The organism is Bacillus massiliglaciei (assembly GCF_900098925.1).
Lineage (GTDB): Bacteria > Bacillota > Bacilli > Bacillales > DSM-1321 > Peribacillus > Peribacillus massiliglaciei.
Map to the genome: position 1 here is coordinate 394,909 of NZ_LT622360.1, position 25,671 is coordinate 420,579.

The 25,671-nt window shown below is 39.6% G+C and carries 20 protein-coding genes and 2 pseudogenes; 13 read left to right on the plus strand and 9 right to left on the minus strand.

Annotated elements, in window-relative coordinates; all coding sequences use genetic code 11:
- Positions 1-4: 4 nt before the first annotated feature.
- On the minus strand, positions 5-757 hold the full coding sequence (locus tag BQ4305_RS18475) for a YqjF family protein (protein WP_110929209.1): 753 nt from the start codon (positions 755-757) through the stop codon (positions 5-7).
- 247 nt (positions 758-1,004) lie between these two features.
- On the opposite strand from BQ4305_RS18475, the gene nhaC reads away from it, so the two are divergent.
- Positions 1,005-2,387 carry a Na+/H+ antiporter NhaC gene (nhaC, locus tag BQ4305_RS18480; RefSeq protein WP_110929210.1) on the plus strand — a complete coding sequence of 461 codons (1,383 nt, stop codon included), beginning with the start codon at positions 1,005-1,007 and terminating at the stop codon, positions 2,385-2,387.
- A gap of 153 nt (positions 2,388-2,540) precedes the next feature.
- On the opposite strand, the gene BQ4305_RS18485 is transcribed toward nhaC, so the two are convergent.
- Complete coding sequence (locus BQ4305_RS18485; protein WP_110929211.1) at positions 2,541-3,740, minus strand: FtsW/RodA/SpoVE family cell cycle protein; 1,200 nt, start codon at positions 3,738-3,740, stop codon at positions 2,541-2,543.
- 328 nt (positions 3,741-4,068) lie between these two features.
- Here BQ4305_RS18485 and BQ4305_RS18490 point away from each other — a divergent pair, with 328 nt between their 5' ends.
- Together BQ4305_RS18490 and BQ4305_RS18495 are read left to right on the plus strand one after the other, a co-directional pair.
- Positions 4,069-5,613: an aldehyde dehydrogenase family protein gene (locus BQ4305_RS18490; protein ID WP_110929212.1), complete on the plus strand. Its 1,545-nt coding sequence runs from the start codon at positions 4,069-4,071 to the stop codon at positions 5,611-5,613.
- A gap of 286 nt (positions 5,614-5,899) precedes the next feature.
- Entirely contained in the window at positions 5,900-6,658 is a 759-nt protein-coding gene (locus tag BQ4305_RS18495) for a TerC family protein (protein ID WP_110929213.1), read from the plus strand.
- 108 nt (positions 6,659-6,766) lie between these two features.
- Here BQ4305_RS18495 and BQ4305_RS18500 read toward each other — a convergent pair.
- A pseudogene (locus tag BQ4305_RS18500) lies at positions 6,767-7,958 on the minus strand (IS3 family transposase).
- 591 nt (positions 7,959-8,549) lie between these two features.
- Here BQ4305_RS18500 and sigI point away from each other — a divergent pair.
- Both sigI and BQ4305_RS18510 read left to right on the plus strand, forming a co-directional pair.
- Entirely contained in the window at positions 8,550-9,293 is a 744-nt protein-coding gene (sigI, locus tag BQ4305_RS18505) for an RNA polymerase sigma factor SigI (RefSeq protein WP_110929214.1), read from the plus strand.
- A complete protein-coding gene (locus tag BQ4305_RS18510) occupies positions 9,290-10,510 on the plus strand; it encodes an anti-sigma factor domain-containing protein (RefSeq protein ID WP_110929215.1) in 1,221 nt (406 codons plus the stop codon). Before sigI ends, BQ4305_RS18510 begins: the two co-directional genes overlap by 4 nt.
- 40 nt (positions 10,511-10,550) lie before the next feature.
- Here the strand turns inward: BQ4305_RS18510 and BQ4305_RS18515 are convergent, their stop codons facing one another.
- Positions 10,551-10,742, minus strand: coding sequence for an alpha/beta-type small acid-soluble spore protein (locus BQ4305_RS18515; protein WP_110929216.1), 192 nt, complete (start codon positions 10,740-10,742; stop codon positions 10,551-10,553).
- 227 nt (positions 10,743-10,969) lie between these two features.
- Here BQ4305_RS18515 and BQ4305_RS18520 point away from each other — a divergent pair, with 227 nt between their 5' ends.
- Positions 10,970-12,322 carry a TrkH family potassium uptake protein gene (locus tag BQ4305_RS18520; RefSeq protein ID WP_110929217.1) on the plus strand — a complete coding sequence of 451 codons (1,353 nt, stop codon included), beginning with the start codon at positions 10,970-10,972 and terminating at the stop codon, positions 12,320-12,322.
- Between the two features lie 131 nt (positions 12,323-12,453).
- Here the strand turns inward: BQ4305_RS18520 and BQ4305_RS18525 are convergent, their stop codons facing one another.
- Positions 12,454-13,164 carry a TIM barrel protein gene (locus BQ4305_RS18525; RefSeq protein ID WP_110929218.1) on the minus strand — a complete coding sequence of 237 codons (711 nt, stop codon included), beginning with the start codon at positions 13,162-13,164 and terminating at the stop codon, positions 12,454-12,456.
- Positions 13,165-13,450: 286 nt separating this feature from the next.
- Between BQ4305_RS18525 and BQ4305_RS21680 the strand changes: the two genes are divergently transcribed.
- On the plus strand, positions 13,451-13,609 hold the full coding sequence (locus BQ4305_RS21680; protein WP_199880755.1) for a hypothetical protein: 159 nt from the start codon (positions 13,451-13,453) through the stop codon (positions 13,607-13,609).
- Complete coding sequence (locus BQ4305_RS21685; RefSeq protein ID WP_199880756.1) at positions 13,606-13,767, plus strand: hypothetical protein; 162 nt, start codon at positions 13,606-13,608, stop codon at positions 13,765-13,767. The genes BQ4305_RS21680 and BQ4305_RS21685 overlap by 4 nt, the downstream gene beginning before the upstream one ends.
- 110 nt (positions 13,768-13,877) lie before the next feature.
- Here BQ4305_RS21685 and BQ4305_RS18530 read toward each other — a convergent pair whose 3' ends face one another.
- Positions 13,878-15,653, minus strand: coding sequence for a B12-binding domain-containing radical SAM protein (locus BQ4305_RS18530; protein WP_110929219.1), 1,776 nt, complete (start codon positions 15,651-15,653; stop codon positions 13,878-13,880).
- Between the two features lie 133 nt (positions 15,654-15,786).
- On the minus strand, positions 15,787-16,821 hold the full coding sequence (locus BQ4305_RS18535; protein WP_110929220.1) for an acyltransferase family protein: 1,035 nt from the start codon (positions 16,819-16,821) through the stop codon (positions 15,787-15,789).
- Positions 16,822-17,067: 246 nt separating this feature from the next.
- Between BQ4305_RS18535 and BQ4305_RS18540 the strand changes: the two genes are divergently transcribed.
- Both BQ4305_RS18540 and BQ4305_RS18545 read left to right on the plus strand, forming a co-directional pair.
- Complete coding sequence (locus tag BQ4305_RS18540) at positions 17,068-19,206, plus strand: PAS domain S-box protein (protein ID WP_110929221.1); 2,139 nt, start codon at positions 17,068-17,070, stop codon at positions 19,204-19,206.
- A 213-nt stretch (positions 19,207-19,419) separates the two neighbouring features.
- A complete protein-coding gene (locus tag BQ4305_RS18545; RefSeq protein ID WP_110929222.1) occupies positions 19,420-19,662 on the plus strand; it encodes an aspartyl-phosphate phosphatase Spo0E family protein in 243 nt (80 codons plus the stop codon).
- A gap of 151 nt (positions 19,663-19,813) precedes the next feature.
- On the opposite strand, the gene BQ4305_RS18550 is transcribed toward BQ4305_RS18545, so the two are convergent.
- On the minus strand, positions 19,814-20,545 hold the full coding sequence (locus tag BQ4305_RS18550; protein WP_110929223.1) for a ZIP family metal transporter: 732 nt from the start codon (positions 20,543-20,545) through the stop codon (positions 19,814-19,816).
- Positions 20,546-20,651: 106 nt separating this feature from the next.
- A pseudogene (locus BQ4305_RS18555) lies at positions 20,652-21,887 on the minus strand (MFS transporter).
- 285 nt (positions 21,888-22,172) lie between these two features.
- Between BQ4305_RS18555 and BQ4305_RS18560 the strand changes: the two are divergent.
- From BQ4305_RS18560 to BQ4305_RS18570, 3 genes are all read left to right on the plus strand, one after another.
- Complete coding sequence (locus tag BQ4305_RS18560; RefSeq protein WP_110929224.1) at positions 22,173-22,610, plus strand: MarR family winged helix-turn-helix transcriptional regulator; 438 nt, start codon at positions 22,173-22,175, stop codon at positions 22,608-22,610.
- A 215-nt stretch (positions 22,611-22,825) separates the two neighbouring features.
- On the plus strand, positions 22,826-24,523 hold the full coding sequence (locus BQ4305_RS18565) for a M3 family oligoendopeptidase (RefSeq protein WP_110929225.1): 1,698 nt from the start codon (positions 22,826-22,828) through the stop codon (positions 24,521-24,523).
- A gap of 114 nt (positions 24,524-24,637) precedes the next feature.
- The gene (locus tag BQ4305_RS18570; RefSeq protein WP_110929226.1) at positions 24,638-25,660 is read left to right on the plus strand and encodes a YkvI family membrane protein; all 1,023 of its coding nucleotides are present in this window, start codon (positions 24,638-24,640) and stop codon (positions 25,658-25,660) included.
- The last annotated feature ends 11 nt before the right edge of the window (positions 25,661-25,671 follow it).

Genomic DNA, 25,671 nt, shown 5'->3' on the forward strand with positions numbered 1-25,671 from the left:
CTTTTTATGCTTTTTTTATCGGATAGAAAAAGCAATGTCTTCTTCTTGCGTAGTGCATGAGTGAGGGTGCCTTATCAGTCTGAGGCAGCAGACAGGGGGCCATCGTGTTTTCTTTTATATCTGCTCTCACATCTGATATCTTCCATTGGTCATGGTGAATATCAATATACACCAGTTGGTTTCTTTGAAAACTATAGAGGCGGTATCGCTCCAGAAGCCAAAACTCAAGAGACTCTTTCTCAGGCTCATACATTTTAGGACCAGGCTGATAGGAGGCACGGAAATCCTCCTGGTTTCCTGCTTTTGTAAAACTGCTTTTGAAGGTAACGTGTCTGTCTCGGCCCGTTTCCATTCCCATTTTTGCTTTACGGTAAGGAAGTCCGGTCCCCAGTCTTGCCCCTAATACGGCAGAATACCTAGTCGTATCAAGACTGAAAAAATAAATGGATGGAATTCCTTTGTTGATCACATACGTCCTTACATTAAGTTCCGGCACAAAGTTCAGGTGCGGGATGGGGGGAAGATACCTGAATCTGAAATCAGTAATATGAAAGGAAACCAAACTGATCCAAGCTGTGCCATTAAAGGTATCCAGTTCAATAGATTCAGGAAGCAATTTTTTTATTTTTTCGGGTTCACAAGGCCAATGAGCAAAAAAAACATCATTCCATACTTGTGTCATGGCCCAATTGGAGTCTGGCATAGGGAAGGGCCGGTGCTCTGTTTCTTGAAATTCCCAATGTTTGCTGCTATTCATAAAATAAATCCCCCCAAAAGCTGTGGCTAGTTCTTAAAACATCTAAAAGTATGCTTAGTTTACTCAGCTTTTATATAGTTAAGATACCCTTACCGTTTTATAATAATCTTATCTGTCTTTATAAATAATAAGGAGAAAATCTATTAAACTTTGACAAGAAGGATAAAAGTCGTTATATTGATATAGTGCTTTAACGCTTAAAAGTGTGTTAGTATGTATAAATATTAGTTGAAATGGGGATATATTTATGTTTGTAGAGGATGCAAAGCTAAAGCTTCCCGTTATTGAAGCTTTAAGTATTTTAACGTTCCTTTTATTAATAATCGGAATTGGGATAATTCAATATGGACAAGGGCCGCATATCCCAATTGCTGCTTCCATTTTCTTTTTGTTTTTATATGGAAAATGGAAAGGTCTTTCGTTTTCAGATATGGAATCGGCTCTTATAAAAGGAGCTGCATCAGGTCTTGGAGCAATTTATATCTTTTTCCTGATTGGCATGCTGATTGCTGCCTGGATGGCCGGCGGCACTATCCCAACCATTATGCACTATGGCCTGTCCATCATTTCCGGAAATTCCTTTTATGCTATCGTATTTATTATAACTTCAATTTTGGGGCTTTGTATTGGCAGTTCCTTGACAACGGCTGCAACGTTAGGTGTTGCTTTTATAGGAATGGCTTCCGCTATGGATATTTCCCTGGAAATAACTGCCGGTGCAATCATATCTGGTGCCTTTCTTGGAGATAAAATGTCGCCGGTTTCGGATACAACCAATCTTGCTTCGGAAACAGTCGGTGTACCGCTTTTTGAACATATAAAAAATATGATGTGGACCACACTGCCCGGTTTTATTATCACATTTATACTATTTTGGATTCTCTCACCGAATGCAGGGAGCATTAATATGGAGGAGCTGACAAAGCTTAACAATCTTCTTCTGGAAGAAGCGGTAGTCAGTCCATGGAGTCTTATTCCTTTCATCGTTGTTGCCATTCTGGCACTGAGAAGAGTACCTGCGCTGATGACTCTGGCTGGGGGTGTTGTTTCTGCATGTATCATTACACTGTTTCTGTCAGATATAAGCATAGCCCAAATTGCCGAAATCTTGTTTAGCGGCTATGTCATGAACAGCGGTGTCGAGCAGCTCGATTCCATCCTGACAAGAGGGGGAATCGAGAGCATGATGTTTTCGATTTCCTTGGTCCTTCTGGCACTGGGGATGGGCGGGCTTCTGTTTCAGCTGGGTATCATTCCTTCCATTTTGATGGCTGTTCAAAGAGCATTAACAACTACTAGAAGGCTGATAGGAGTTACCATTATCTCTGGTATAGGTGTTAACGTAAGTGTCGGTGAACAATATCTATCCATCCTTCTGCCTGGGAGAGCCTTTGCGGATCACTATGACAGACTGGGCCTTCAGCGGAAGACGCTGGCGAGAGTTCTGGAAGACTCAGGTACAGTGATTAATCCGCTTATCCCGTGGGGAGTCTGCGGTGTATTCTTAACAAAAGTGCTGGGCGTAGCAACATTAGATTACTTGCCTTTTGCGATATTTTGTCTAGTAAGTCCAGTCTTGAGCCTTCTAAGCGGTCTCACAGGAATCGGTATTCACAAGAAGCATAACTGAGCAGCCTGTTTCCAATAGTGATAAGGACTGATATCGAGCTGGTTTTAAGTATTTGTCGATGAGGAGCAATATAAGAATTGCATATACATCCGAAAAAAGGGAAAACCCATGCAAAAAGGTCCAAGCATTAGTGCTCGGACCTTTTTGTATAGGTTATCTGGGAGTAGCTGTTTGTTCGGTGAAGGCACTATCAGTAATGGGGTTCTCCTTGTCGGCCAAGAGATTCATTCTCATAATTATGTTCTGGTAAATTCCCATGGAAATCATCAAAACTAATAGGGAGGAGCCTCCATAGCTTATAAAAGGAAGAGTGATTCCGGTGATCGGAATAAGTCCCGTCACTCCGCCGACATTAATGAACACCTGTATGCCAATCATCGATGAGATGCCAATCAGCAAAAGGCTCCCGAATGGATCTTTACACTTTGCGGAAAGTAAAAACCCGCGTAAAACAATGAAGCCAAGTGCCAATAAGACAAAGGCGACTCCGAAAATCCCTAATTCTTCAGCAATCACAGCCATAATAAAATCAGTATGTGATTCAGGCAGATAACCATACTTTTGAACACTATCCCCAAGACCGACACCGGTCAGGCCCCCTGATCCGATTGCAAACAAGGAGTTAACCAGCTGGTATCCATCTTTATCGGCCGTGCCAAAGGGGTCCATGAACCCGGTAAAACGGGAAATCTTATTTTCTGAAAGCAGCGACGAGAAATTTCCTGTCACGAAAAATCCCAAGCCAAAGATTAAGGCTACTCCCATCGTCAGGAGACCTAATTTAAAAAGGCTTTTGAAACTCATGCCTGATGAAATGATTATAGCGCCAGAAATTAAAAAAATGATGGCAGCTGTTCCATAGTCAGGCTGAATGGCAATCAGAAAGCAGATGAAAACCAGAAAAATGATAGGTGGCATAATCGCTTTATCCATATTATTGATTAAATTCTGGCGTTTTCCATAAATGGCTGCAAGGTAAATAATCAGTGCCAGTTTGGCAAATTCACCTGGCTGAATGGAACTTGAACCAACTTTGAACCAGCTTTGCGCGCCGCCGGCCGTATGTCCAATAGAGTTAACCAAAAACAAAAAACCGGCAATCCCGAACATCATAAACATCAAGAACTTTTTATTCTGATAAGCTTTATAAGGGAAAACCATCGCCATTAGCATAGCAATAAAAGAAATTATCAAATAGGTTCTTTGTTTGTCAAAAAAGAAATCCGGCGACTGGTCATAGCGGGTAACGGCAGTAATCATACTTGAACTGTATATCATTACCAGACCGAACAAGCAGAGCAGCACAACAGCAATAAAGGTAGGGTAGTCGTAGGCTTTAATAATTCTTTTCATCTGTCCGTTCACCTCAATCAATATACGCGAAAAAATCGCCTTCTTCTATACTACCGGAAAAACACCAACTATGATAATAAAAATCTCAAATAATCGCAAAGAAAATATCTATTCTAGGATGAAATCTAATTACTTTTTTATAAATTCGAGAACAGTCTAAATGATCCCTTCTTTGAAAATAATGAAAATAAAGGCATTATAATCTGCTTGCTGTATTTGATCTAATCCGTTGCTTGCAAAACTGTTTAACGATATGTTTAAGAATTGAAACATATCTGAATAGACAGCCACTGTATAATAGATAAAACTAAATAGAAGGGGGAACAGCATGAAAGAATCTGTAGGAGAATGGAAGGTATACTCACCTGCAACGGGAGAGGAAATAGCTAGAATGCAGGAGACTGCGGCTGAACAGGTGCCATTCATCTATAAGGAAGCCAGAAAAGCACAGGTCTCCTGGGCAGCCTTTTCAATTAAAAAGCGTTTAGCCTTTTTAAAGAAGCTCCGGCTATTAATGGTTGAGAGAATGGAAGAGATGGCTGAGGCTATTTCTCAAGATACAGGTAAGGTGAAAACGGAAGCGCTTGTTGCTGATATAATGCCTGTTATAGAGGGAATCAGACATATTGAAAAGACAGCTGAAAAAAATCTGGCCAGGCAAAAGAAAGCAACGCCGCTTCTTATGTTTGGGAGAAAGTCTTATGTGGATTATATGCCGCGTGGAGCTGTACTCGTTATTTCACCATGGAATTATCCTCTTCAATTAGCGATGATCCCGATTGTCAGTGCATTGGCAGCGGGGAACAGTGTAGTTGCTAAACCATCCGAAGTGACTCCTTATGTTGGGGTATATATGGAGAGACTGTTCAGGGAGGCCGGATTCCCAAAAGGAACCGTCCAGTTTGCCCATGGCGGAAAAGAACTCGGGGCTCTGCTGACAAATGCCAAGCCGGATTATATTTTTTTTACGGGGTCTGTCAGAACGGGCAAAATAATCGGAGAGCTTGCGGCCAAAGAGTTGATTCCAGTAACGCTTGAGCTGGGAGGAAAGGATCCAATGATTATCTTTAAGGATGCTAACCTTGAACGCGCTGCCAATGCAGCGATCTGGGGAGGATTTACAAACAGCGGTCAAGTCTGCATGAGTGTAGAAAGGGTATATGCAGAACGAACGATTTACCTTGAGTTTCTTAAGCTTATAAAGGAAAAGACTCTTTCTTTGCGGCAGGGAGCCAGTGTGGATGATGATATCGGCTCAATGACTTTCCCTGCACAGCGGGAGATCGTCTCAAGCCATATAAGGGATGCATTGGAAAAAGGAGCGATTCTGGAGACTGGGAAGTATCCAGATCAATGGAAACTGGATGAGAAGACATTGTTCCTTGAGCCGATGATTCTTTCCGGTGCAGATCATTCCATGAAAGCAGTAACGGAAGAAACATTTGGCCCTGTTTTGCCCATTATTCCTTTTGACACAGAAGAAGAAGCAGTAAATCTTGCGAATGACAGTAAGTATGGGTTAAATTCCAGCGTATGGACAGAAGATCTGGCAAAAGCGGATCGCGTCACCAAACAGCTTGTAACTGGAGCAGTCAATATAAATGATGTCCTTGGCACGGTTGCCAATCATGAATTGCCTTTTGGAGGAGCGAAACAAAGCGGAATTGGGCGGTATCATGGCGAAAATGGCTTAAGAATCTTTTGTCACGAAAAAGCGGTAATGATTCATTCAGGCAAAGGAAAGACAGAAATCCAATGGTACCCCTATAAAAAGAAGTATGATTCTTTCCTTTCTCTCTTCAAAAATTATTTCGGGAGACGTACAAATTGGATAAATTTAATAAAAGACTATATAAAAATAAGAAAAATGTGAATTAACGAACTATTTTACAAATAAGGCATAAAATGACTTGTAATTAGCGTATTTATCGGTTAAACTGAACTTATCATAACTGATTTTCCTTTACAAAGGGGAGTAGCGTTAGGGGCAACCCTAAAACAAAGTCGTCATTACATGGATGTCTATGCATCCATCGGCTTTGTTAGCATGGTATTCATGCTCAGCAAGACCTTTGCCTATCCGCGGCAGAGGTCTTTTTGTTTTTGCCGATTAGAAATAGGGTGGAGAGTTCAAACTATCTATAATGGAGGTAGAAAACATGGAAGCATCATTATTTCTTGAGTATGGCTGGGTCTTGCTAGTGCTAATTGGACTTGAAGGGATTCTTGCAGCTGACAATGCTGTTGTTATGGCTGTCATGGTTAAGCATTTGCCTAAAGAACAGCAGAAAAAGGCTTTGTTCTATGGACTTCTTGGAGCCTTTGTTTTCCGATTTGGAAGTTTGTTCTTAATATCATTCCTGGTTAATGTTTGGTATATCCAGGCCTTGGGCGCTATTTACCTGCTTTATATTGCCGGAAGTCATCTGGTGAAGAAATATAGCAGCGGAAAGACGGATGAAGTGAAGAAAAAAGAATCGAAATCCGGTTTTTGGATGACTGTTTTGAAGGTTGAACTGGCGGATATTGCTTTTGCAATTGATTCCATGCTGGCCGCAGTTGCCTTAGCCATCACGCTGCCGGAAACTGGCTGGGCGAAAATTGGCGGTATAGACGGGGGGCAGTTTACGGTGATGCTGCTTGGCGGAATTATCGGACTGGTCATTATGCGTTTTGCTGCTACGGCTTTCGTTAAACTGCTTCATAAAAGGCCATCACTTGAGACAGCAGCATTTTTGATTGTTGGCTGGGTAGGTGTAAAACTGGCTGTTTATACACTGGCTCATCCGGCATTGGGAATACTTGATGAACATTTTCCTGAAACAGCTGCTTGGAAAACTGTATTTTGGACAGTTCTCGTCGGCATAGCTGCAGCAGCCTTTTTCATAACAGGAAAAAAAGATACGCAGCAGGCGTAATATTCTAGCGCATTCTATAGGAAACACGGCTGAAGGGGCAGAGATAACAAAAAACCATCACTTTTCTTACAGTGGACTTACCCCTGTCAAGTAGACAGCTATAAAAGACTATGCAGCCATCTGGCATCGGAATTCAATCGGTGCTAGGTGGCTGAGTCGTTTTTGAAAGCGTTGATAGTTATAAAAATAAATATAGTTTTCAACAGCGAGGGTTAATTCTTCATCCGTTTCAAAATGTGAGAGATAAATGCATTCACTTTTTAAGTGGGAAAAAATGATTCGATACAGGCATTATCATGGCAGTTCCCCTTACGGGAATGGCTACCAATAATCCCTAAATGACTCAGCTGTTTATGATACGCATGAGATGTATACTGAAATCCTTGGTCAGAGTGAAGGATACTTCTGTACACATTTCTTTTTTTCGTTAATGATTCAACTGTCTCTAAAACGAGTTTTAGATCATTACATTTACTGATTTTCCAAGCAACGATTTCATTATTATATAAATCTTGTACGGCCGATAGATATAAGAATCCTTCTTTTGCCGGTAGATATGTAATATCTGTAACCAGCACTTCATTCCATTGTCGATCTTTAAACTGACGATCTACAATATTCTCAAAAATTCGTGACTCTTTCCCTTTGAAAAAACGCCGTTTCTTACGAATGATGGATTGTACACCGAGCTCATGCATTAATCGATACACTTTTTTATGATTCACCAAGAAGCCTCGTTCTTGTAAAGCAATTTTCATGCGAGGATAGCCATATTCCTTATGTTCTTGGTGGATTGTTAAAATCTGTTGTTTTAATGATAGGTCTTTTTTCGCACGACTTGATTGACGACCATTCTTGATCCATTTGTAGTAACCAGAACGCTGTATTCCCGCCATTTCAGCTAACCAAGTGATGGGATAACGATCCTTCATGGAATCGATGATTTGATATCGATCGGAATAACTCGGTGCACCTCCTCTTACAGATTTGGATACTGCTTTTTTAAGTATTCGACCTGTGCTTTGTAATAGTCTCTTTCTTCTTCAATCGATGTAAAGTGAATGCGTTTCCCCTTTAATGGGTTCGCTACTCCCTTAGCTCCAGATCCAATGGATGGTAATCGTTTAAAGGCCTCCGTACTTTCGGCTTCCTTGAATTTTTTGACCCAGGCTTTTACTTGTGACGAATTTCTAATATTGTAAGTATCGGCAATGACTTGATAACTGCCTTCCCCACGGAGATAGGCATGAACAACCTCTAATTTTAATTCGTTTGTATAGACTTGGTTTTTTCTTGTCATAGAAAAATCCCCTCCAAGTATAGTGTATCACCATTCAATGGAAATGGTTTTTTACACTGTCTACTTAAAGGGGATAATATCACAGGGAGAAATGTGATGGTTTTTTACTTATGCGTATGGGATTTAAATTCAGGGGGAGTGCTTTGTAGTCTCTCTCGCTGTTCCCCTGGAGGACTTTCTGTTCTACCCATAACTTTATCCTAAAAATATTCTGCTTCGGTAACAGCCTCTTATAAATCCTTTTTCAATACATAGTTAGCTGATATAAAAAATAAATAAAAAACTTTCTTTCGGCGACCCTCAAATCTGTAAAAAGTAAGCCGAATTTATGTGGTAGATGAGTATTAAAATAAGATGAAAAATATATCTTTTTTAATTTAAATCTTCTGTTTGGCGACAAGTTGAAAACAAATAGTAATGTAGCTGTAAGAAAAGATAAAGAAAAAGCAGTTTGCCTGATTTTCATCAATGTTTGTAATGGTTTTGTTAGAGGGAAATAGGCCTTTTGGTACTGTTGAATGAACCCGCTCCGCTTAAGAATAAATATGTTGGCCTGTTTATATATAGGGTCGGCAGGAGCGAGGTGCAAATATGTTTGGCATGGTGTTATCAACTATGCATAAAAAACGGTCTTTAGAATCGACCATTCTTAAAATCCAGTCTGGAGATACAGAGCTGCGAAATGAAATCATTCACTCTTTCAAACCATTTATTGCTAAAACTGTATCTTCCGTCTGTAAACGATACATAACGGAATCAGATGATGAATTCAGCATGGGATTAATCGCATTCAATGATGCAATTGATAAATTTACTCCGGAAAAAGGGAGCTCATTGCTTTCGTTTGCAGATATCCTGATCAGGCGGAAAGTGATTGATTATTTGCGGAGCCAGTCCAGAAACCAAGAAATGATCTTGGATATGGGAACCGATCAGGATGAAGGTTCCAGCCAGTCTTTTTTAGACAATGAAAAATCCTTACAGCAATATGAACAAATTAAGGAATCAGAAAAAAGAATAGAAGAAATTCAATTATATACAAAACGTTTAAGCGATTTTAGTTTAACCTTTAATGATCTAGTTAAGAGTTCCCCGAAGCATGCTGATGCGAGGGAGGGGGCCATAAAGATTGCGAAGACTCTAATGAGTGATCATGAAATGAAGGAATTTCTCTTTGCGAAAAAGAGGCTCCCGATTAAACAGCTGGAAGATAAAGTCCAGGTCAGCCGGAAGACAATTGAACGCAATCGTAAGTATATCATTGCCATTTCCATCATTTTAAACGGAGAGTTTTTATACTTATTTGATTATATTAAAGGTGTGAACAATGCATGAAAAAAGGTGTAGTCCTTTCTATTGACAGAAAGTTTGTGACCGTCATGACTCCTGATGGAGAATTCATAAAAACGGAACGCCGTAAAGGGCTGGACCATATTGGCGAGGAAATTTGGTTTTCTCCTCGCTCAGAAAGTCACAGACAGACCTTTTTTAAGCATTCCTCTGTTAAAGTGATGTTCGCTGTGTTGGCAGCCTGCTGGATCCTGTATTTTACGCTGCCTTCAATCCAGGGCAGCAGGGTTTATGCTTATATGACGATTGATATCAATCCCAGTATTGAGCTGAGTATGGACGGGGACATGAGGGTTATCGATCTGCAGGGAATAAATGCTGACGGAAAACAGGTAGTTAACAGCATGAAGGGCTGGAAAAAAGAAGATATCATGCAAGTAACCGAAAAATTAGCAGCAGAAACAAAACGTCTTGGGTTCCTTGACAAGATTAAGGGAAAGGATATTCTCATATCAACGACTGTCAAAAATGACGAGAAGAGTGCTGTATTAGAAAAAGATATGAAGAAGATTTCCCAATTAAATCTATTTAGCGGCAATGAGTTAGAGATCATTGAAGCTTCAGAAAAAGAAAGAAGAATGGCAAGGGAAAAAGGAGTCTCAACAGGAATCTATGTGGAACAAAAAAGGAAGAATAATGAAAAACCGAAAACGGACCAGATACAGAAAGAACCTGAGGCTAAGAAAAGTGACAAAAAGCAAAGCAGCCCTGTTAGTGAAGAAAAGGACATTCATCCTATAATACCTGGCGATGAGAAGAATAAGACAGCAGTTTCCGTAAATAGCAAAAGCCTGAATAACAATCCAATTAAAGAAAAAGAAAGGATACAAGTTGAAAAGAAAGCAGTTGAAAACAATAATCAGCTGCGTCCTGTTAAACCGGTGAAGAAGGAATTTAAAAAACCGGAGCAGGCTGAGACAGTTAAAGAGACGCATGCCAAAACGCTGTCTAAAAATAGGCCGTTTGCCGGAACAAAAAAGAAAAATAAGGAACCGTATAAGAAGATTAAAGTAATGGAGAAAAAGGATTCTGCAAAACATCTTAAGAGACCAGAACCGCGAGAGAATGGGAAACAAAAGAAGGAATTCAAACAAAAGATTAACGAAAACCATCCGAAAGACTCTTCGAAACAGATTCACCATGAGCCCACAAAATCGAATCCAATAGAAAAAAGAAAAGAAAAAAATAACAGAAACAAGTAAAAGACCTGCAAAGACAGGCCTTTTTCATATCAATCATTATTTATTTACCTTTTAGCTGAGCCTGTGCCTGCTGCACAAGTCTTTTTGTCATTTCTCCGCCTACAGAACCATTGGAGCGCGAAACGGTATCAGAACCCAGCTGAACGCCAAATTCTGAGGCGATTTCGTATTTAAATTGGTCCAGAGCCTGTTCAACGCCTGGAACGAGGAGTTTATTGCTGCTGTTGGGCATTTCTGTTTTCCCTCCTTTCGTTACTGTCAGGGACTGCCAGCCCCTGTGCTTTTAGTATGCTCGGAATATGCTATCATTAATGGTAGGTCTTATTGGCAGAACATCCAGATATAGAAAATGGATGCAGAGAAGATCTGAATAGGGTTGGAAATTAACCGAAAAACAAGTAAACTAAGGTAGATTTCGATTATCTTACTCCTGATTTTTCTCGAGAAAGGAAATAATGTATGATGGATATTAGAAAAAAGTTGGTCAAGCTCTCGCCTGCCCAGCTAATCATCGGGTATTACTTACTTGCAGTCAGTATATCCACCTTGCTTTTTAGTCTGCCTATAGCTACAAAAAAAGGATTTGAATGGAACTTTATTGATGCTTTATTTACTGCTGTCAGTGCTGTTAGTGTCACAGGTTTGACAGTTGTGGATACTGCTGATGTATTCAGCCTGCCGGGATATTTCATCCTGATGTTTGTACTGCAGTTCGGCGGAATCGGTATTATGACTCTGGGAACCTTTTTCTGGCTGATTGTAGGAAAAAAAATCGGGCTTAAAGAACGCCAATTGATTATGACGGATCAAAATCAAACTCAATTATCAGGTCTTGTAAAATTACTGATTGAAATTATTAAAATATTTGTCATTATTGAAGCGATCGGAGCCGTCATCCTGGGAATTCATTTTCTGAATTATGATATGACGTTCCCTTATGCAATGCTGAATGGGCTGTTTTTGTCGATTAGCGCAACGACAAATGCGGGCTTTGATATTACCGGTTTTTCGATGATTCCGTATCAGAATGATTATTTCATTCAATTTGTATCTATTCTTCTTCTTATATTAGGGGCAATAGGATTTCCGGTTCTTATCGAATTAAAGGCCTTTTTATCCTCTTCCTCAAGAAAGTATCGATTTAGGTTTTCCTTGTTCACCAAGCTTACAAGTGTAACATTTTTTCTTCTGGTTGCTGGCGGGAGCCTGGTGATCTACTTACTGGAGTGGAATGGCTTTTTCTCTGGGAAAACATGGCATGAATCTTTTTTCTATTCCTTGTTTATGTCTACAAATACAAGGAGCGGAGGATTGGCTACGATGGATGTTAATCAATTTTCCGAAGCAACTTTGCTCTTTATGAGTATTCTGATGTTCATTGGGGCTTCCCCAAGTTCGGTGGGCGGAGGAATCAGGACTACTACGCTCGCCATTATAATCTTATTTCTCTGGAATTTTGCCAGAGGGAGGAAGTCTATTAAGGTTTTTAAACGGGAAGTTCACCCTGATGATGTTCAAAAGGCTGCAGCAGTCTTTATGATGGGCACACTTCTTTGCATGTTTTCCGTATTTATTTTAACGATTACAGAGGATATGAGCGTGACAGCTATTACGTTTGAAGTATGTTCTGCGTTCGGCTCCACTGGCCTTTCAATGGGGGTCACGCCTGATTTTACAAATATAGGGAAGATCATTATCATTTTATTGATGTTCATCGGCCGTGTCGGTATAACTTCCTTTTTATATATCATTGGAAGGAAAGAGGTCACTGAGCTATATCATTACCCAAAAGAAAGAATCATAATAGGGTGATGATAAAAGAATCCTCAAATTAGTAAAAAAGCACCTGCTGACAGAGAAAGCTTAACTGACAGCAGGTGCTTTTCTATAGTTTGGAATGAATGACGGAGGAATCAGTTCAGGTTCAGAAAAAGCAAAGGTCATCACCCGGTATGATGCTTTTTATGAATCTCAGCCAAATCATAAATAGGGTTGTGGATAGGAAAATATTCAATTTCTACGTAACCGCTATAGTCTGTTTGTTTAATCGCATCAAATATATTATCATAATTCAATTCGCCAAGAAATAATTCATGCCTTCCAGGTGTTCCTGCTGCCTGGATATGGGCGATATGCTGAATGTTCTTCAGCATTCTGGAGATGACATGGCCTTCCATTATTTGAACGTGGTATATATCATAGCAAACCTTGACTAAAGGATGATGAATGTTTTTAACGATTTCGAATGCTTCTTCAGAGGTATTTAAATAATAGCCCTTTAATTCGGCATCCGCTTTTGTATTGAGCGGCTCAATAGCAATTGTTATTTTATGTTCTTCTAAGATCGGAATAGAGGCTCTCAGGCCTTCTGACAGGCTTTTGTGCATTTCTTGTCTTGTTAGTCCCTCTGCTTCGAATCCGACCGTTTGAACCATAAGTTTTGTGCCCAGATAGTTAGCATTCTTTGCTGTCTCTTTAAGGGCTTTAAGGGCTTTATCCCGGTTGGAAGGATCCACCCAGCTTTCTGGTTTAACAACAATACTTGCTACTTCCATCCCCAATTCATCTTTTGTGTTTTTAATTTTTTGAAGATCTTTATCATGAGAGGACCAGAATTCTATAGTGTTCATTCCATATCTGTTTAATGCTCTCATACTGTCGGAAGGGGCTTTTTCTTGGAATAAGGATTCGATATTATACTTTTCAAGACAGACACTCCTCGATTCATTTTTTATTCCTGATGAGATAAAAGGCAGAGTCAGAGGGGATTTTCGTTTTTTCTATACCCCAATCTCCTTTAAGGTAATCAAAAGAGTTCAAGGATGAAAAGGACAGCTAAACTCCTGTAATTTGTTCGTCCCGCTATTCTTATCCATGAATAATTAATCCGAATCACCTTATCCTAAGGCTGTAAGGCTAAATTTTTGAGGAGGTCTGAAAATGAAACGAAAAGCAAATATAGATGGTGCAGTAAAAGCAAGCAAGACACCAAAGAAGAATCAGGCTGCAGATGAATATGCCAATGAATTTGCAGCGGATGATAACGTCATGAAGGGGGCTAACAGAAATTCCAAAATGGGGAGGAAAGGCCGAGGATGACAAAGAAAAAAACAGACGAAAGAAAAACGGCCAATACACAGGCTGAATTTGGCAATGAATTGAGCGGGGATATGAATTGGACGAAAATTTACGAAATCTTGTCATCAAAAAACAAAAAAGAAAAAATAGAGGCCGAGGCAGAAACAGAGAATTCTTAGAATAGGTGAAGGGAAAAGAACGGACTCGAGCCGTGTGCCTCGGAAAACGTCTCTGGAACAGAGTATATATAAAAAAGTATCCAATTTCTCACAGAGAAATTGGATACTTTTTATTTGGTCCCAGCCTCTTCTTTACCGGATTTTACTGACGTTGCTGAAAAAATACTCACTCCAGTACCGGCAGGATCAAAAAAGGCTAATAAGATAGAAGGTGCTTTAATAATCGAGCCTTTTTCTAAATAACTAAAAAGGTCAAAAGGAAGTTCATCGAACATAGTATGCTTGTGAAAATCCTTTTCATTTAAATTCAATTCTTGATATTGAGGTCCAAACATATCAGGTGAAGCAGAAATCTCCTCAAACATGGCAGAACGCTGTTGTTTATCGGGAATTTGATTCCACCAGGATTTCCGAGGCTTATATTTTTGATTGATCAAATAATCGTATTTCATCAGTCCTTCCATCACATCTAAATGTTCAGGCTTTGCAGCAGAAATAAACTGGCGGAGTCTGCGGAATAAATCCTCGAGCTGATGGCCGATACGTGACCAGCCTTGTTGATCCCAGTACGTTCCAAAGCTTTGAAAGAAATAAAATGGAGATTGAAATACATCGGTTACTAAATATTCGATGGTCGTATCCATACGATGATCATTCCAATACTTTTCTAAAACATCTTCTACCTGCTTTATACGGACAATGTCATCGAAGGAAAGGACATTGTTGCCGAGAATTTCATAAGGGGCATGGTCACTATAAATATAATGATGTTCTTTTGCTCTTATACGAAGCCCTGTGCCGCGAAGCATTTTTAAGAAACCGAGCTGAAGTTCTTCAGGACGCATGGCAAATACATCATCGAACGTCTTCTGGAATGTTCGATAATCTTCCTCAGGAAGTCCCGCTATTAAATCCAAATGCTGATCAATCTTTTTGCCGTCCTTTACCATGGTGACTGTCCGCTTTAGTTTTTCAAAGTTTTGTCTTCTTTTAACGAGTTCATTTGTTTCGTCGTTGGTGGACTGAACTCCGATTTCAAAGCGGAACAGGCCGGCAGGGGCATGATCATTTAAATATTGGATGACTTCAGGACGCATGATATCAGCCGTGATTTCAAACTGAAATACTGTACCAGGACGATGTTCTTCAATCAGAAACGCAAACATTTCCATGGCATAGCTTCTGCTGATATTAAAGGTACGGTCTACAAACTTAATAGTTTTGGCACCATTCTCCATTAAATACCGGATGTCTTCCTTAATTTTTTCACGCTCAAAATATCTTACGCCCACTTCAATGGAGGAGAGGCAGAATTGGCAGTTAAAAGGACATCCCCGGCTGGTCTCAATATACGTTACCCGTTTAGACAAGTGTTCTCTGTCTTCCTTCAAACGGTAAGGACTCGGCAGGGATTTAAGATCAGCCTTGCCTATTTGGGGCTGAATCACTTTTTTCCCATCCTTCCGATAAGCGATGCCGCCAACTTTTGTGTAATCTTTAGAACCATCAATTTCCTTGAGAAGTTTCTTAAACGTCACTTCTCCTTCGCCTATTGCGATGAAGTCCGCACCAGGAATCTTGTCAAGCCAATAACCAACATCATAGGTAACTTCCGGTCCTCCAAGGATAATCACAATATCTGGATTGATTTTCTTCAGCATTTCAATTACTTTCATTGTCTCTTCAATATTCCATATATAACAGCTAAAGCCTATCACATCTGGTTTTTTAGAATGCAGGTCACCAACAATATTCATGATTGGATCTTTTATTGTATATTCTGCTAGCTGAACATCATACTCAGGAGCTGCGTAAGCTTTCAGGTAGCGGATAGACAGGGAAGTGTGAATATATTTTGCATTTAACGTACTCATAATAATTTTCATAATAAAGCGCGGGTGCTGTCCCCTTTCGAAATATTACTTGGCTTGTATATAACAATTCATTTTAACACAGGGATATTGTTTTGAAAAATTCAATAAAAAAGGATTTCCGCCGAGTAGGGGAAATCCTTTTTTATTAGGCATTAGGTGATTCTTGCTGTTCTTTGCGTTTCAAGGAAGTCATGCACTGCTTAGCCTTTGTCCATTTCAGCTCAATGATAGGCTGTGCGATGGAGGCGATTATTGAGCTGGAAAGAACGATGGTAATTAGCAAAGAAATTCCCGCAAGGATCAAGAAACTCTCTACACTGGAAAAGAGATTTTGTATATCGCTTTCCCGGAAAAAGCGAATGAAGAATCCATGGAGAAGGTAGACATACAGGGTTTGCTTTCCCCAGTTCGTGAAGAAATATTTCCCGCGGGGAACAAGGGCTAAGAAACTCATCACTGTGACAAGGCTTAACATATAAAAGCCTAACCGTTTAAACATGGAAATAAAGGTTGCGTCCTCAAGGATGGCATAAGGTTTAGAACCAAGCAGCCATTTATAGTTGATATCCGGGAATAGATAAAAGCCTATAAAAACCACTCCCAGAATGATCACGGAAGCTGCCTTGAAAGACGGTGTCACAAGACGGCACAGGCTTTCCTTGCTTAAATGATAGCCAATCAGGAACATAGGGAAAAAGACGAAAGTCCTGGAGAGGCTTAAATAATTGCTGATCCAATCAATATATCCTACAGCCAGAGCCATGCTGACTGAAAGGAGGATCCCTGTCAATGGTTTTAATTTAGCAAATGCCAGCAGCATGATATTCCAGCAGAACAGGCTGATTAAAAACCAAAGAGACCAATGCGGATTCAAAATATCAACTTTCATGGTCGAATGATGATAAAGAAAATAATAGTAAACCGTATAAATCATTTGAAAAATGAGATATGGGATAATAAGTTTTTTTGTTATCTTCAGCAAATATCCTTTTTGATAAAAACCCTTTGCAAAAAAGCCGGAGACTAGAATGAAAGCGGGCATATGAAAGGAATAGATGGTTTTATACAGAGAATAAATGACTTCATTGTCATGGATGTAGGTATTCAGAAGATGACCGAAAACTACAAAACCTATTAGAATGAATTTAGCATTATCAAAAAAATAGTCACGTTGATTCACGTAGGTTTCACCCCAATTTGTTGTTGGTCTTTCACGAGTCTAACACCTAATACCCAATAGTATCTACTGGAAATCTTTTTTTAGTTAAAGATTACCAAAAGGTAATCAAAGTGTAATATTTTTAATGGAAAATGATCCTTTCGATGAAAAAGTGGTCAAAATTCACTATTTTTAAAAAAGAAATAGGGTAAAATTTGTAAAACGTCGAATAGATACAGGGAAGAGAGTTTCGGAGGGTAATAAGAAATGAAAATAATTGCTGGTAATGAAATGAAGGTACAGAATAAGCAGCTTGAAGAAAGCAAGTTAATATTTGATGCTTTGTATGATCCTTATATCATTGTGGATGAAACTGAAACGATTACTCATGTGAACAAAGCTGCATGCCGTTTGCTGCAATTGTCAGCGGATAAGCTTCTGAATACGAAGCTCGATGAATTTTTTAATATTGTTGTGATTAAAGAGAATTGGGGACCGATGCATACCCAGGAAAAAATCTTTCAAATGGAAGATGGGGAAATTAAGCATATCGAATTTTTAATTGTGGATGTCGAATTAGAGGGAAAGACGCTTTACCGGCTGAGAGACCGAACAGAGGAAAAGGCACGCGATCGCGAACAGGCCCTATCAAGCAAAATGTTTTTAGATTTGTATAATACGGCCATTGACAGCATTATTTTATTTGACAGGAGCGGTATTATTTATGAGGTGAATGAAGCTTTCACAAAACTGGCTAAAATCAGCAAAAGTCAGATTGTAGGAAAAAACATTAAAAATTTAGTGGCGCCGGAATATAGAGAATTTTGGGAAGAGAGCATGGACACTGTGACACAGAATGGTGTGGACAGCGGAGAAATAGAAATGAGGATAGGTTTGCAGCACCTTCATTTTACATTCTCCACAAGTCTGCCGATCTATCAAGGTTTCTTTATGTCCATTTTTGAGGACGTGACTGATTCTAAGCTGATAAAAAAAAGGCTGGATTCCAGTGAACGCATATTTACTGAACTGTTTGAACAGACAGTGGACGCCATTATTTTTTGGGACCATAACGGAATCATTTTCAGGGTGAATGAGTCGGCCTGCCGGATTTTCGAGTCAGAACGGGATCAGTTATTAGGAAGTCATATATGGCAGCATGTACACCAGAAAAACCATCATTTTATTAAGGTTGTCGAAGCAATCCAGACCGAAGGGCAGACCCGGGCGGAGCTGTTTTATAAAATGCCGAATGGTCAAATTAAGTTATTAGAACTCACCGCCAAAAAGCATGTTGGAGAGGGCTACTATATTACGATTTTTAGAAATGTCAGCGAACGCTGGCAAATTGAACAGGATCTGAGGGAAAGCGAAAAAAAATTCCGTAAAATATTTGAAGGTTCATTGGACGGGAAGATCATTTGGAGCGAGCAGGGGTTTGTTGATATTAATGAAGTAGCGATTGAAATATTGGAAATTCCCAAACATGTTTTTCTTGGATTATCACTGGAAAAATTCATAAGCATTCTGCCCAATACAAAAAAAGTATTAAAAGATCATATCGAGATTGCTCTTAAGAAACAGGAATATACCTCGCTGATTCCCATTACTTTTAAAAATGGACGTAAAAAGCATCTGGAATTTTCAACACGGGCCAATTTGTATTCGGGACTTCATCTTACGATTGTCAGAGATGTCAGTGAAAAGCTTGCCCTTCAGGAGCAAATCAGAAAATCCGATACTCTGAATGTCGTTGGAGAACTGGCAGCAGGGATTGCCCATGAAATCCGAAATCCGATGACCGCTTTAAAAGGATTTATCCAGCTGCTGCAAGGGAGCGTTAAAGAGGATTACTCAAATTACTTCACTATTATTACTTCAGAAATCGAAAGGATCGAATCTATCATTACAGAATTTCTTGTTCTTGCCAAACCTCAGGCAATGAAATACTTCGAACAGGATGTAAATACGATTCTTCGTGAAACACTAGGTTTCCTTAAGGCTGAAGCATTATTGAAAGATATAGAATTCAGTATCGACTTTAAAGAGCCTGAATTTAAGATTTTTTGCGAAAGCAATCAGCTCAAACAGGTGTTTATTAATATTATCAAAAATGCCTTTGAGGTAATGTCTGACGGCGGCACAGTTTATATTAAAACAAGGAAAAACGAAAAAAATATGGTATGTATCTCCATCAGGGATGAAGGCTATGGTTTATCTGAGGAAAAAATTAAAAGGCTGGGAGAACCTTTTTATACAACTAAGGAGCGGGGAACCGGTCTGGGGCTTATGGTAAGTTACAAGATTATTGAGGAACATAATGGATTTATTGAGGTTGAAAGTGAAGAAGGCAAGGGTACGGTATTTCACCTGTATCTCCCTGTCAATATGAAATGTGCCGAGTAAAAAGAATGGATCGGGCAGCTTAATGGTTACAATTACCAAAAGTGTATAAATGCGTTGCAGCTTCGACCTGTCTGTTTAGGCAGGTTTTTTGTATCTCTTTTTATCACATATTAAGAAGTTTTGTCTTATTTTGCTTATCTATTTACATATTAAGGATAATTTGTAATACTACTTAATTATATGCTTTAAAAAGGCAGGAGGATTTATCAGGAGATGAAAAGAAGGAGTGTTACGGAAATTTGTTCGGATATCCAGTCGAAAAGGAATAAAATGCTGAAGTTTGCCAAAATGTACGGCATGAATCACGAATATACTTTATCAGCCAGTCAAGAGCTTGATTATGTCATATTGGAATACCTGTTGGCCAAGCATCCATTAGAAAAGGACGGCAAGGGGCTTGAATCGCAGCTGGACATAGTAGATGACAGGCAGCTGGATATGCTTTCCGGTGTGTAATAGTCACAGAAGTGAATGAACGCTCATTTCGTTCGAAAAGGGACAGGCTCCTGGAAAGGAGGAGAAACCCGATGACCCGTATTTTCAATCATGAATTTAAGTAAAAAGGAGTGCTCCATTCGATATGGCACTCCTTTTTACAATGGGAGTTTTACATTGTTTCCAGTAATAACACCATAAAAAGCAGACCGACAATAAATGAATAGGTGGAGCTTCTTTCATTGCCGTCACCGTGGCTTTCGGGAATTAATTCTTTATACACGATATAAAGCATAGCTCCTGAAGCGAAAGCCAGCCCATATGGAAGAAGAAAATCCAGGTAGCTGGTCAAATAATAGCCAAGCAATCCGGTCACAATTTCGATGGAGCCGGTCAGAGTAGCGATAATAAAAGCCTTAAACCTGCCAATTTGTTGATTTACCAGAAACAAGGCAACTAATAGACCCTCGGGCGCATTTTGAAGGCCGATGGCCAATGCGATTAAATTGCCGGTATCCGATTGATCCGTCGCATAGCTGACACCGACTGAGAGGCCTTCCGGGATATTATGCAAGGTTATGGCCATAATGATTAAAAGAGCTTTCTCATCAAATTGAATACCGCTTTGAGAATGACTCAAATCATTATGGGGGATATACATTTCCAGAAGCGTTAAAACAACAATCCCAAAAATGATGCCTATCAGAAGTTCCAGAAAGCCTCCTAAAGCAAGGGCTTCTGGTATCAAGCTTAACATCGATGCAGCCATCATGATACCTGCTGTAAATGCAAGAAGAGTGTCCCGAAAACGGTGAGACATTACTTTGTAAAGAAAAAGAACCGGCAAAGCCCCCACACCGGTTGATAAGGCTGACAGCACACTTCCTATAATCACTTCATTCATACTTTAGTCCTTCTTTTCCGTTAGTTTTCTTTAAAAAGATGAAAATCTGCATATCTTTATGCCATTCCCCATGTTACAAATGATAAACTTGATTCTATATATGCATTTATGGGCGTCCTTGTTCTTTATTCCATTCTGCTAAAACTTTATCGGACGGCAAAAGTAGGCCTAATAAGCCAATGAGAGGAAGAAAACCGACGATTTCTATCATTGAACTAATTCCAATTTTATCAGCGATAGCCCCTAATGCCACCGAGCCGACTGCGCCCATTCCAAATGCTAGCCCAACTGTTAATCCAGCCATAGTGCCCACTTTGCCTGGCACGAGTTCCTGAGCATAAATATCGGTGACAGAAAAGCATGTCATAATGACAAATCCGATCAGAAGCAGCAGGACAAATGAAGGGATGGATGGAACAAAGGGCAGTAAAGCAGTCAGCGGTGCACTCAATATGAAGGAGAGAAGAATAATATTTTTCCGTCCAAAACGGTCAGCTAAAGGCCCGCCGAAAAAGGTCCCGACTGCCCCTGCCGCCAAAAAGGCAAACAGGAAAATTTGAGCTGACTTTATGGAAAAAGCATGTTCCTGAATAAGAAAAAAACTATAAAAATTTGTCATGCATGAAATGTACCAAGATCTGGCGAATATAAGAAAAAGAATGATTCCCAACGATTTGAAGATCTTTTGTTTCACCCCGGCAGTCTGGCTCCTGCTTCGGCTGCTTCTCTTCGGTGTAAATACTTTTAATTGATTTGAATACCATTTTGCAATGTAGCTTAAAAAAGCACGGCTGTCATAGCCACAGGAGCAAACCAGAGGGCGCCCTTCTGGCCAAAGGGTACAAAATCAAGGCAGTGATCAGCAGGGCCAATGCCTGTCCGGTGTTACCGCCTACTTGGTAGATAGATTGAGCGAGCCCCCGTTTGCTCCCGCCGGCCATATAGGCTACCCGTGACCCTTCTGGATGGAAAATGGCAGAACCGAATCCCATAAATAAGACTCCAAGAATGATCATTGCATAGCTTGGGGCTGTTCCGAGGATGATAACGCCGGCAAGTGTACTCGTTAACCCGACAGGTAAAGCAAAGGGCAACGGGTTTTTATCTGAATAGAATCCTATAATCGGCTGAAGCAGGGATGAAACAATGTTCAGTGTAAAAGCAATCATTCCAAGCTGCGTATAGGTTAATCCCATTGATCTTTCCAAGATGGGGACATTGCAGGGACAACAGCCTGCAAAGAATCATTCAACAGATGGCAAAACCCGATAATGAGCAAAACTTTCATTGTCAGTTCACTGCTTTTGAATGATGAATGGTTAGCGGCTGAAACATTGGCCATGGGAAAATCTCCTTCTATGTTTTATGTATGAGGTAAAACCTGAAAGAATGACGAATCTTTCTTAGCCTATTTTCCTTCAAAAAAAGGCATAATATGATAAAATAGCAAGGAAATGAAAACATCTTGTTAAAATCTAAATTTTATTTAATTATTCTAAAATCTTACAATAAAGCATCGCGATTAACAACCGATCCGATTCAACAATATTGACAAACCCCTCGTACTTCAATATAATAATTTTAATTCGAGATTCTTTAATTTAATATATAAAGGTTGTGAAAGAAAATGGGAGATGAAAGTATCCAACACTCTTTAAAACTTTTTATCGTTTTATCGAGAGCCCATCGTTCTATAAATGATGTTGTTAATAAGCATATAGCCGAGAACGGACTGAACCCGACTGAATTTGCCGTATTAGAACTTCTTTATCACAAAGGGGATCAGCCTCTTCAGCAAATAGGCGGAAAAATACTGTTAGCGAGCGGAAGTATCACATATGTCGTTGATAAACTTGAAAAAAAGGATTTCTTAAAAAGGGTTGCCTGTAAAACAGACAGAAGGGTGACCTTTGCTCAGATTACTGAAAAAGGGAAAGCTTTCATTGAAGAGATGTTCCCGGATCATGAGAAAAAGATAGATAATATCATGAGCGTTCTTTCTTTGGAAGAAAAGAAAACCGCAATAGAGTTATTGAAGAAAATTGGCTTTCATGCTGAAGGATGATAAAGAAACACCCCGTATCTAAAACGCGGGGGTTTTTTTATAGCTGAAATATGTTGTTTAAAACAAGAGCGGATCTTTGTGGATATGGATGGGATTTTATTACAGATGATTGTTGTAAGGTATAATAGACATATCGTTATCCATTTTTAGTATCTGGGTTTTACATAAAGCGTAAGCTGGAACGTTTATAAAACATTTGAAAGGGTGATATCTATATGAAATTCAGTGAGTATGAATATAAGAGACCGAATTTTGAAGAGGTTAAAAGACATTTCCAGGCTGAATTGCAGTATTTTAAAAAAGCAGAGAATGTAGAAGATCAAGTTGCTGCCATGAAAAAGATCAATGATTTAAGAAACAATGTCTCTACGATGTTCAATATTGGATATATTCGTCATTCCATCGATACGAATAATGACTTTTATAAAGCAGAAAATGATTTCTTTGACGAATTTGGTCCAGAAGTAGAGAATCTGACTTCTCTTTATTACAAAGAATTGGTGAAATCCAAGTACCGTAAACAATTGGAAGAAAAATGGGGCAGACAATTGTTTGCTCTTGCAGAAGCTCAGTTGAAGACTTTTTCTCCGGAAATTATTCCTTTGTTACAGAAGGAAAACAAACTTTCCAGTGAATATTCCCAGCTGATTGCCTCTGCAAAAATAGAATTTGAAGAAGAAGAAAGAACGCTGGCTCAGTTAGTTCCATTTATGGAAGATTCGTCCCGGAAGATGCGCAAAAAGGCACATGCTGCTTATTTTGGGTTTTTAGAAGAAAAAACCGGAGAAGTGGATCGTATTTTTGATGAACTGGTAAAGGTGCGTCATGAAATCGCCCAAACGCTTGGGTATCGGAATTTTATCGAGCTGGGATACTGCCGTATGGCAAGAACGGATTATGATGCGGAAATGGTTTCCAATTTTCGCAAACAAGTCGAAGAATATATAGTTCCGCTTATGAGCAGACTGAAAGACAGGCAGCGCGAAAGACTTGGCCTGGACAGTCTGAAACATTATGATGAACCATTTGAATTCGTCTCAGGCAATCCGATGCCAAAAGGCGATGCAAAATGGATTGTTGATCATGGAAGGAAAATGTATCAGGAACTTTCAAAAGAAACGGGGGAGTTCTTTGAATTCATGCTCAAAAGGGAATTGATGGACTTGGAAGCGAAGAAAGGGAAGGAGAGCGGCGGTTACTGTACCTATATAGAAGATTATCAATCTCCTTTTATCTTCTCAAATTTCAATGGGACTTCCGGTGATATTGATGTTTTGACACACGAAGCAGGGCATGCCTTTCAAGTTTACAGCAGTTCTCATTTTGATATCCCCGAATATTATTGGCCTACTTATGAATCGGCCGAAATACATTCAATGAGCATGGAATTTTTTACATGGCCGTGGATGGAGCTGTTCTTCAAAGAAGATGAACTGAAATATAAGTTTTCTCATATAGCTGGAAAAAGTCTGGAGTACATGCCTTACATTTGTGCAGTGGATGAATTTCAGCATGTGATTTATGAAAACCCTAACCTTACACCGACTGAAAGAAAAGAGGAATGGAAGAATCTTGAAAAGAGATATCTTCCTCACCGGGATTATGAAGAGAATGAATTTTTGAAGTCTGGAGGTTTCTGGCAGCGGCAAGGGCATATTTTTAGTTCCCCTTTCTATTATATCGATTATGGACTTGCACAGGTATGTGCTTTCCAATTCTGGCAGCGATCGATGGAAGGGGACAAAACAGCCTGGCAGGATTATTTACATCTTTGCAGCCTTGGAGGAAGCAAATCCTTCCTTGGTTTGATTGAAGCAGCCAACTTGAATTCTCCTTTTGAAGAAGGGACGGTCCAAACCATAGTGAAAAGCTTGCAGAGATGGCTGGATTCCGTGGATGATAAAGCCTTATAAGTGCATGTCAGAGCTGATCAGTTAATGATCAGCTTTTTTGAATATATGGATTTATGAAGAGCCTGTCTTAAAAGCCCTCTCCCAATCATATAGTTAAGGGGAGGAGGGGAAGAGATGCTCTCAAAGTGGTCAGGTGCTTTCCAAGTGGCTGCCGTCTATGTAGGCACAATAGTCGGTGCAGGGTTTGCAACAGGGAAAGAAATAGTTGAATTTTTCACCCGCTACGGATTCTTTGGATTCCTTGGCATTTTAATTGCGGGTTTCGTTTTTATATACGCTGGTACAAAAATTATGCTGGTGGCAAAAAGAATAGAGGCAGAAAGTTATGAGGAACTGAATTGTCATTTGTTTGGCAGGAAAATTGGCACCCTTATTAATATTTTGTTTTTTATTATGCTTATTGGTGTGACAGCAGTCATGATATCTGGAGCAGGAGCCATATTTCACGAACAATTAGGCATGTCGCGGCATTTTGGGATGTGGTTTACGATTATTCTTGCAGCCCTAACCATGGTTTTTGGTGTAAAGGGTCTGTTTGCCGTTAATACTTTTGTTGTGCCGGTTATGATTGGATTTAGCCTAACTTTATGTGTATTAAGTTTGGGAGATGGTTTTTTTCTAGCCTTTTTCAGCATTCCGGAAGAGACAGCCAGTTTAAAAATGTTTCTGTCCCCTTTTTCTTATACGGCCTTTAATTTGGCTCTGTCACAGGCGGTTCTTGTTCCTCTTGCCAAAGAAATTAAAGAAGAGGAAACGATTCGGAAGGGTGCTGTATTGGGCGGTGTTTTCCTGACAATCATTTTGCTGTCAGGACATCTTGCCTTAATCGCTCTTCCAGAAGTAATGAAGTTTGAGATTCCAACTGCTTTCCTCATGAAAGCTTTTGCGCCGGGGTTATATGGTCTCTTCATTCTGGTGATTTTTGGAGAAATTTTCACTTCTGTTGTCGGAAATCTTTTTGGATTAGGGAAGCAGGCTAAACAATATATCCCTCTTTCGGGTTTTATAGTATTGGCTGTAATTGTTTTTTTAACCTTTTTTATCAGAGAAATTGGTTATGGGAAATTATTGGGGGGGCTGTATCCGCTATTTGGGTATATCAGTATGATCTTTCTTTTTCTTGTCTGGAAAAAATGAAGAGAGGCGGA

What these genes read in the sequence shown, in the direction of transcription:
- BQ4305_RS18475 (WP_110929209.1), bottom strand. Translation starts at nt 757, where the DNA reads ATGAATAGCAGCAAACATTGGGAATTTCAAGAAACAGAGCACCGGCCC.
- nhaC (WP_110929210.1), top strand. Translation starts at nt 1,005, where the DNA reads ATGTTTGTAGAGGATGCAAAGCTAAAGCTTCCCGTTATTGAAGCTTTA.
- BQ4305_RS18485 (WP_110929211.1), bottom strand. Translation starts at nt 3,740, where the DNA reads ATGAAAAGAATTATTAAAGCCTACGACTACCCTACCTTTATTGCTGTT.
- BQ4305_RS18490 (WP_110929212.1), top strand. Translation starts at nt 4,069, where the DNA reads ATGAAAGAATCTGTAGGAGAATGGAAGGTATACTCACCTGCAACGGGA.
- BQ4305_RS18495 (WP_110929213.1), top strand. Translation starts at nt 5,900, where the DNA reads ATGGAAGCATCATTATTTCTTGAGTATGGCTGGGTCTTGCTAGTGCTA.
- sigI (WP_110929214.1), top strand. Translation starts at nt 8,550, where the DNA reads ATGTTTGGCATGGTGTTATCAACTATGCATAAAAAACGGTCTTTAGAA.
- BQ4305_RS18510 (WP_110929215.1), top strand. Translation starts at nt 9,290, where the DNA reads ATGAAAAAAGGTGTAGTCCTTTCTATTGACAGAAAGTTTGTGACCGTC.
- BQ4305_RS18515 (WP_110929216.1), bottom strand. Translation starts at nt 10,742, where the DNA reads ATGCCCAACAGCAGCAATAAACTCCTCGTTCCAGGCGTTGAACAGGCT.
- BQ4305_RS18520 (WP_110929217.1), top strand. Translation starts at nt 10,970, where the DNA reads ATGATGGATATTAGAAAAAAGTTGGTCAAGCTCTCGCCTGCCCAGCTA.
- BQ4305_RS18525 (WP_110929218.1), bottom strand. Translation starts at nt 13,164, where the DNA reads ATGAGAGCATTAAACAGATATGGAATGAACACTATAGAATTCTGGTCC.
- BQ4305_RS21680 (WP_199880755.1), top strand. Translation starts at nt 13,451, where the DNA reads ATGAAACGAAAAGCAAATATAGATGGTGCAGTAAAAGCAAGCAAGACA.
- BQ4305_RS21685 (WP_199880756.1), top strand. Translation starts at nt 13,606, where the DNA reads ATGACAAAGAAAAAAACAGACGAAAGAAAAACGGCCAATACACAGGCT.
- BQ4305_RS18530 (WP_110929219.1), bottom strand. Translation starts at nt 15,653, where the DNA reads ATGAAAATTATTATGAGTACGTTAAATGCAAAATATATTCACACTTCC.
- BQ4305_RS18540 (WP_110929221.1), top strand. Translation starts at nt 17,068, where the DNA reads ATGAAAATAATTGCTGGTAATGAAATGAAGGTACAGAATAAGCAGCTT.
- BQ4305_RS18545 (WP_110929222.1), top strand. Translation starts at nt 19,420, where the DNA reads ATGAAAAGAAGGAGTGTTACGGAAATTTGTTCGGATATCCAGTCGAAA.
- BQ4305_RS18550 (WP_110929223.1), bottom strand. Translation starts at nt 20,545, where the DNA reads ATGAATGAAGTGATTATAGGAAGTGTGCTGTCAGCCTTATCAACCGGT.
- BQ4305_RS18560 (WP_110929224.1), top strand. Translation starts at nt 22,173, where the DNA reads ATGGGAGATGAAAGTATCCAACACTCTTTAAAACTTTTTATCGTTTTA.
- BQ4305_RS18565 (WP_110929225.1), top strand. Translation starts at nt 22,826, where the DNA reads ATGAAATTCAGTGAGTATGAATATAAGAGACCGAATTTTGAAGAGGTT.
- BQ4305_RS18570 (WP_110929226.1), top strand. Translation starts at nt 24,638, where the DNA reads ATGCTCTCAAAGTGGTCAGGTGCTTTCCAAGTGGCTGCCGTCTATGTA.